This is a genomic window from Streptomyces sp. NH27 (genome assembly GCF_056859195.1).
In genome coordinates this window covers 1-6,187 of record NZ_JACEGK010000479.1, presented here as the reverse complement: position 1 = coordinate 6,187, position 6,187 = coordinate 1, and the positions used below count along the sequence as shown (strand labels likewise).

Annotated in this window: 4 protein-coding genes; 1 reads left to right on the top strand and 3 read right to left on the bottom strand. The window is 71.6% G+C overall.

The annotated features are described in order from the left end of the window. Nucleotides 1–227 precede the first annotated feature (227 nt). Nucleotides 228–1,199, top strand: a complete 972-nt coding sequence (locus AC13HU_RS29755; RefSeq protein WP_483045072.1) for an SPFH domain-containing protein — start codon at nucleotides 228–230, stop codon at nucleotides 1,197–1,199. Nucleotides 1,200–1,295: 96 nt separating this feature from the next. On the opposite strand, the gene AC13HU_RS29750 is transcribed toward AC13HU_RS29755, so the two are convergent. The 3 genes from AC13HU_RS29750 to AC13HU_RS29740 form a co-directional block, all read right to left on the bottom strand. Further along, nucleotides 1,296–3,149, bottom strand: coding sequence for a glycoside hydrolase family 76 protein (locus tag AC13HU_RS29750; RefSeq protein ID WP_483045071.1), 1,854 nt, complete (start codon nucleotides 3,147–3,149; stop codon nucleotides 1,296–1,298). Nucleotides 3,150–3,426: 277 nt separating this feature from the next. Further along, nucleotides 3,427–5,373 carry a TIGR03960 family B12-binding radical SAM protein gene (locus AC13HU_RS29745; protein WP_483045070.1) on the bottom strand — a complete coding sequence of 649 codons (1,947 nt, stop codon included), beginning with the start codon at nucleotides 5,371–5,373 and terminating at the stop codon, nucleotides 3,427–3,429. A 223-nt stretch (nucleotides 5,374–5,596) separates the two neighbouring features. Beyond that, nucleotides 5,597–6,187: CHAD domain-containing protein (locus AC13HU_RS29740; RefSeq protein ID WP_483045069.1), on the bottom strand; the 591-nt coding region annotated here is incomplete at its 5' end.

Below are 6,187 nucleotides of genomic sequence, written 5' to 3'. Positions count from 1 at the left end.
CGACCTGCCCCCGGCCGCCACCCCCGAGGCGGTGCCCGCCGGCCCGTTCCCGGCCCCGCACGACCACGGCCCCGATACGGCCTCCCCGCGCTGAGCGGACTCCTCGGGACACCCTCGCGAGGAGTCCAGAGGAGTAAAGTCGAACGTGCCGAGGGTATTTCGTGCACGTATGACCATATTCATGCCGCTTTCGGCGGTCGTCTCGACCACCCGAGGATGTGACTGCCATGGTCGCCCTGGTCACGGCGCTGATCGTCATCGTCATCATCGTCCTGATCCTGCTGGCGCTGAGCGTCCGCAATGTTCAGCAGTACGAGAAAGGCGTGGTGTTCCGGTTCGGCCGGCTGCTGCCGGACATCCGAGAACCGGGCCTGCGGCTGATCCGCCCGATCGGCGACCGGATGCGCAAGGTGTCCATCCAGACCGAGGTGTTCGGCGTGTCACCACAAGGCGCCATCACCGCGGACAACGTGACACTGACCGTCGACGCGGTCGTCTACTTCCGGGTGGTCGACCCGGTCAAGGCACTCGTCAACGTGAGCAACTACCCCGCCGCGGTCTCGCAGATCGCCCAGACCTCACTACGTTCGGTGATCGGCCGCGCGGACCTCGACACCCTGCTCTCCGACCGGACCCAGGTCAACACGGAGCTGAAGAAGGTCATGGACGCCCCCACCGAGGAACCCTGGGGGCTGCGGATCGAGCGGGTCGAGATCAAGGACATCGCGCTGCCGGAGTCGATGATGCGGTCGATGTCCAAGCAGGCCGAGGCCGAACGTGAACGCCGCGCCCGCGTCATCGCCGCCGACGGCGAGTTCCAGGCGTCGCAGCGCCTCACCGACGCCGCGGCCACCATGGCCGACACCCCCGGCGCTCTCCAACTGCGCCTGCTCCAGACCGTGGTGGACGTGTCCGCCGAGAAGAACAGCACCCTCGTGATGCCGTTCCCGGTGGAGATGCTGCGCTTCTTCGACCGGCTCAGCGGAGGCGACGGGGAGGTGCCGCAGATCCGCTCCACGACCGCGCGATCCGCGGACGAAGCCGGTACGGACGGACCCGCGAGCTACGGTGCCTCCGCGGACGGCGGCCCCGTGGCGGACCAACCCTCCGCCGAGGGTGCCCACGTGGCCGACGTGCCCGAGGTGCCCGAGGTGCCCTCGACCGGCGGCGCCCACGGGCGGCCCACCCCGCACCGCTGAGGCCGTCGCACCACCGGCGCCCGCCACATCACCGGCGCCCGTCACATCATCAAGACCCCTGAGCGGGCCGGCCAACACCGGCCCGCGCCGGCCCGCTCAGGGCGCCGCCAGCAGAGCGCTCAGCGCGGACGCCTCGGTACGCCAGTCGGCGGTGCCGCCGCCGGACCAGTCCTCGGTGACGCGGTTGAGCCCGTCGCGTGCGGTGGACCACAGCGAGTCGGCCTGCTTGGTGGCGAAGGAGCCATAGGCGTTGCCGGTGACGGAGTTCAGGTCCTGCAGATAGCGCATGAAGACGCCCTTGAACTGCTTGGCGTTGTCGTCGCAGGAGGGCGTGGTGGCGTCGCAGGACTCGGTGAGCACCCCGCCGGTGACCAGGGCGGGCGAGGCCACGGCGGCGTCGGCCAGCCGGCGGGCGGTGGCGAGGTCGGCGGAGTCGCCGGTGACGCGGTACATCTCGACCGCCGCCCCGATGGCCAGGCCCTGGTTGTAGGACCACACCGTCTGCCCGTTGTTCGCGCAGCCGCTGGTGAGGCCGTCGTTGACCAGGCCGGAGGAGTTGATCAGGCCGCTGCTCCGGAACCACTGCCAGGAGGTGGTGGCCCGGCCCAGCCAGGTGGTGTCGCCCGGGATGCGGTCGTGCAGTTCGGCGGCGAGCCGGACGTAAAGGCCGTTGGTCACCGCGTTCTTGTACGTGCGCTCCCGGTCCCACCACACACCGCCGCCGCAACTGCTGGTGTCCCACAGCCCGTTGACGTAGTTCGCGATGGTGACCGCCTCGTCGAGGTACGTCCGGTCGCCGGTGAGGTCGTACGCGTCGACCCAGGCCAGCGCCCACCACTCGGAGTCGTCGGTGGCGCGGCTGATGAAGTCGCCGTCGATCGGGTCCGAACTGCGGGCCCCGGCGGGGAAGGACGCCTTGTCGATCTGGAAGGTGCGCTGCACGATCCAGAGGTAGCGGGTGTCGCCGGTCTGCCGCATGTAGTCGATCACGGTGCTGAGCGCGACCGCCGAGTTCCACCAACTCGACGGCCAGTAAGCGGTGTTCGGGTCGTAGGAGTACATCAGGGCGTCCGCCGCGGCCGACGCCCTGGACTGCGCCGGGCGCGCCCAGGCCGTACAGCTGCCGTTCTCGCCCTCGACCGCGCGGCCGCACGCACGCACCGCACCGCCGTACAACCGCCCTTGCGGGTCACTGGTGTTGAAGCGCGCGGTGCCGGTGCCGGTGGCGCCGGCCGGGGTACTGGTGCGGCCCTTGGAGGAACCGTCCGGCCAGCTCGCACCCTGGTCCCAGGACCGGTCGAGCCAGATCTCGTCGCCCGCGGTGCCGCCGGAGATGGTGCCCCAGGCCATGCCGGAACTGTCCATGTGCAGCGCGATCGTACGGCCGCCGAGCGTCGCGGCGGGGACCGGCTGGGTATCGCCGGGCGCGCTGCCCGCGCCGTCGCAGGCGGCCGCGCACACGTCCAGGTGCGCCCACGAGGTGCAGCCCACGCCCTGCGCGTCGCCGCAGGCCCGCAGTACCGCACGGCGGTGGCCGGTCGGGTCGTAGAGGTTGTACATCAGCGTGCGGGTGCCGGTCCACGTCGACGGGATCGACGCCTTGCCGAGCAGTCCGTCCCACGTGGCGCCGCCGTCCCAGGAGCGATCCAGCCACACCGCGTCGTCGGTCTGCCCGCCGTCGATGCTCGCCCACGCCATGCCGTCGGTGTCGTCCACGTGCAGCCGCACCACCCGGCCGTCGAGGGTGAGGTCCGGCACCGGGAAGGTCTCCTTCGCGGCCTGCGAGGGGTCGCGGGTGTCGCAGTACAGCGCGCACACCTGAGCGGGGTCGTCGGCCGCCGCCGCCCTGGCACCGGCCGCGCCGGCACCCTGGAGCAGGGCGGCCACCGCGAGCAGCAGCGCCACCACCAGCGGCCCGATTCCCCTGCGTGTCGCCGGCACCGTACGCATGACGCCTCCTCGGACCCGTCCGCCTTACAACGATGGAAACGGAGCACTCAGCACGCATGAGAGCACGCCTCTTATTGGCATGTCCACCACCATGACAACGATGGCATCAATTGGCCGAATCCCGCGGGTGCAGTCACCCGCGGGCCGACGCCTGCATCCGCCCATCGCCAGAACCGGCGCGGCATTCCGATCGCGTCCGGCCGTACCGGCCAAGCCGTGGCCGGGACCCCGCCGCCGAGGTGGCGGCGGGGTGCGGGGGACGCGTCGGCCCCGGGGGTCAGGACGTGGCCGGGCCCGGGGAGTTGGTGACGGTCAGGGGGAGGAGCTTCTTGCCGGTGGGGCCGATCTGGATATCGAGGTCCAACTGAGGGCACACGCCACAATCGAAGCAGGGGGTCCAGCGGCAGTCCTCCACCTCGGTCTCGTCGAGGGCGTCCTGCCAGTCCTCCCAGAGCCAGTCCTTGTCGAGGCCGGAGTCGAGGTGGTCCCAGGGCAGGACCTCCTCGGCGGTGCGCTCGCGGGTGGTGTACCAGGCGAGGTCGAGGTCGTACGCGGGCAGCGCGGCGTCGCAGGCGCGCATCCAGCGGTCGTACGAGAAGTGCTCGCGCCAGCCGTCGAAGCGGCCGCCGCCGGCGTACACCTCGCGGATGACGGCGCCGACGCGGCGGTCGCCGCGGGAGAGCAGCCCCTCGATGATCCCGGGCTTGCCGTCGTGGTAGCGGAAGCCGATGTTGCGGCTGTACTTGCGGTCGCCGCGAATGGCGTCGCGCAGCTTGGCCAGCCGGGCGTCGGTCTCCTCGACGCCGAGCTGCGGCGCCCACTGGAAGGGGGTGTGCGGCTTGGGCACGAAGCCGCCGATGGACACGGTGCAGCGGATGTCGTTCTGCCCGGTCACCTCACGGCCCTTGGCGATGACCTTCCGCGCCATGTCCGCGATCTGCAGGACGTCCTCGTCGGTCTCGGTGGGCAGCCCGCACATGAAGTACAGCTTCACCTGGCGCCAGCCGTTGCCGTACGCGGTGGCGACGGTGCGGATCAGGTCCTCCTCCGACACCATCTTGTTGATCACCTTGCGGATGCGCTCGGAGCCGCCCTCGGGCGCGAAGGTGAGGCCCGAGCGGCGGCCGTTGCGGGTCAGCTCGTTGGCGAGGTCGATGTTGAACGCGTCGACCCGGGTGGAGGGCAGCGACAGCCCGACCTTGTCCTGCTCGTACCGGTCGGCGAGGCCCTTCGCGACATCGGCGATCTCGGTGTGGTCGGCGGAGGAGAGCGACAGCAGGCCGACCTCCTCGAAGCCGGTCGCCTTCAACCCCTTCTCGACCATGTCGCCGATGCCGGTGATGGAGCGCTCGCGCACCGGGCGGGTGATCATCCCGGCCTGGCAGAAGCGGCAGCCGCGGGTGCAGCCGCGGAAGATCTCCACCGACATCCGCTCGTGCACGGTCTCGGCGAGCGGGACCAGCGGCTGCTTGGGGTACGGCCACTCGTCGAGGTCCATCACGGTGTGCTTGGACACCCGCCACGGCACGCCGGAGCGGTTCGGCACGACCCGGGAGATCCGGCCGTCGGGCAGGTACTCCACGTCGTAGAAGCGCGGGACGTAGACCCCGCCGGTCCTGGCCAGCCGCAGCAGCAGCTCGTCGCGCCCGCCCGGGCGGCCCTCGGCCTTCCACTCCCGGACCAGGTCGGTGATGGTGAGCACGGCCTGCTCACCATCACCGATCACGGCCGCGTCGATGAAGTCGGCGATCGGCTCGGGGTTGAACGCGGCGTGCCCGCCGGCCAGCACGATCGGGTCGTCCTCGGTACGGTCGGCGGCGTCCAGCGGGATGCCGGCGAGGTCGAGCGCGGCCAGCATGTTCGTGTAGCCCAGCTCGGTGGAGAAGCTGAGCCCGAAGACGTCGAACGCGCGCACCGGGCGGTGACCGTCGACGGTGAACTGCGGCACCTTGTGCTCGCGCATCAGCGCTTCCAGGTCCGGCCACACGCTGTACGTGCGCTCGGCGAGCACGCCCTCCCGCTCGTTGAGCACTTCGTAGAGGATCATGACGCCCTGGTTGGGCAGGCCGACCTCATACGCGTCGGGGTACATCAGCGCCCACCGCACGTCGGCGGCGTCCCAGTCCTTGACGGTGGAGTTCAGTTCACCGCCGACGTACTGGATCGGCTTCTGTACGTGCGGGAGCAGCGCTTCCAGGCGCGGGAAGACCGACTCGACAGGCATCTCGGCGACTTTCGTGTGTCCTGATCTTGCGGGCGCCCCGGGCGGCACCGCCGTCCGGGGGGAAGGTGACCCTCAAGAGTACCCGAGGTACGGGGGGGGTGCCCGGCGCGACCGAATCCCCGGCACCCGGGCACGGCAACGGCTCCGGCCGCACCGCGAACGGCCCGCGCGGCACCTCCGCGGCCACGGTCGTGCCGCACGAACCGCCCCGCCGGGTCGCCGATCACCCCTCGCGCTCCGCCGCACCCCACACCTCGGGCAACCGCGCCTCCACCTGCGCCGCGATCCCCAGCTCGGCCCGCTCCACCGCCTCGTACGGCGCCGGGTCCTCCCCCGCCTGCTCCGCCCGCCCGCGCAGCCGCGCGACGGCCGCACGGCACATCACGCTGTCCTGGTGCTCGCCGAGAAGCTGCTGCACCGACTTCATCCGAGCGGTGTACCCGGCGGCCCCCGCACCGAGCACGGGTCCGGCCGCCTCGCCCGCGTAACGAGCCCGCTTGGCAGCCTTGCGCGCCTCGTGCAGCGCGACATCCCGCGCCTGGCCGGGCGGCAGCGCGAGCGCGGCCCGTACGGCTTTGCGCAGCCGCCCGCGGTCGTGCGCGAGCACATCGGCGACCGCCTGCCGGGCGGGGTCTTCGGCTCCGGGCAGATACGGCGGCGCGGCCAGCAGCGCATCGAAGGCGTCGAGAAGCGCGAAGTAGCGGGCGCCGTCGAGGGCCCGCACGACGGCGGAATGCGCGTCGGCGGCATGCACGTCAACGGTGTCCGCGTCGTCCGCGTGCGCGCCGTCGTCCCGGCTCCCGCCCCACGGCCC

What these genes read in the sequence shown, in the direction of transcription:
- AC13HU_RS29755 (WP_483045072.1), top strand. Translation starts at nt 228, where the DNA reads ATGGTCGCCCTGGTCACGGCGCTGATCGTCATCGTCATCATCGTCCTG.
- AC13HU_RS29750 (WP_483045071.1), bottom strand. Translation starts at nt 3,149, where the DNA reads ATGCGTACGGTGCCGGCGACACGCAGGGGAATCGGGCCGCTGGTGGTG.
- AC13HU_RS29745 (WP_483045070.1), bottom strand. Translation starts at nt 5,373, where the DNA reads ATGCCTGTCGAGTCGGTCTTCCCGCGCCTGGAAGCGCTGCTCCCGCAC.